1 pseudogene is annotated in these 614 nt (G+C 48.0%); it reads right to left on the reverse strand.

The window, feature by feature from the left end:
• Positions 1–614 (reverse strand): annotated as a pseudogene (locus R7Q48_RS28745) (type 2 secretion system lipase); the annotation flags it as partial.

Below are 614 nucleotides of genomic sequence, written 5' to 3' on the forward strand. Positions count from 1 at the left end.
ATCAACATGAAGTTCTTCGCACCTGCGTCCGTCAAACGAATCAGTGCTTCTGCATAATCTGCTTTCACTTCTGGAACGCCACGGTTGTAGTTCATGAAGTCATTCAAACCAAACTCAAGCGTAAACAAGGTGTTTGCTGGTTTGTAGTTCTTCGCCAGTTTTGCGTAGGTTAAGTACGAAGAAACTTGATCACCAACCCCTGTTAGCGCGATGTATTGGTTCTCACCAGCCGCGCCGCCAACTGCCCAGTTGTAGAGCGGAAGGTTCTTCGCTTTGGCAATGTATTCTGTCCACACAAAACCGTTGGAGAAGTGACCTAAGAACCAGCTGTTCGGGTTAGGGAAGCGCCATTGTGATGCGTTAAAGATGTTGCCTGTATCAGACAAGCTGTCACCGAGTGCAACCACTTTGTTGATTTGATCTGGCTGCATTGCTGCGTCGTTGCTCCAGATCGTGTGGTTGTATGAGAAGCGATTGTCAGCGGCGAAGAACGTAATGTCTGCGTTCTCGTTCGCCAAATCTAATGTTGCTTCACAACGCTGACGGATAACGTTTTGCGACGTGTTGGTGTAGAACATGTTTTTAAATGAACCGGAGCTCCACCAGTAGCCGTC

It is taken from the genome of Vibrio sp. 378 (assembly GCF_033339435.1).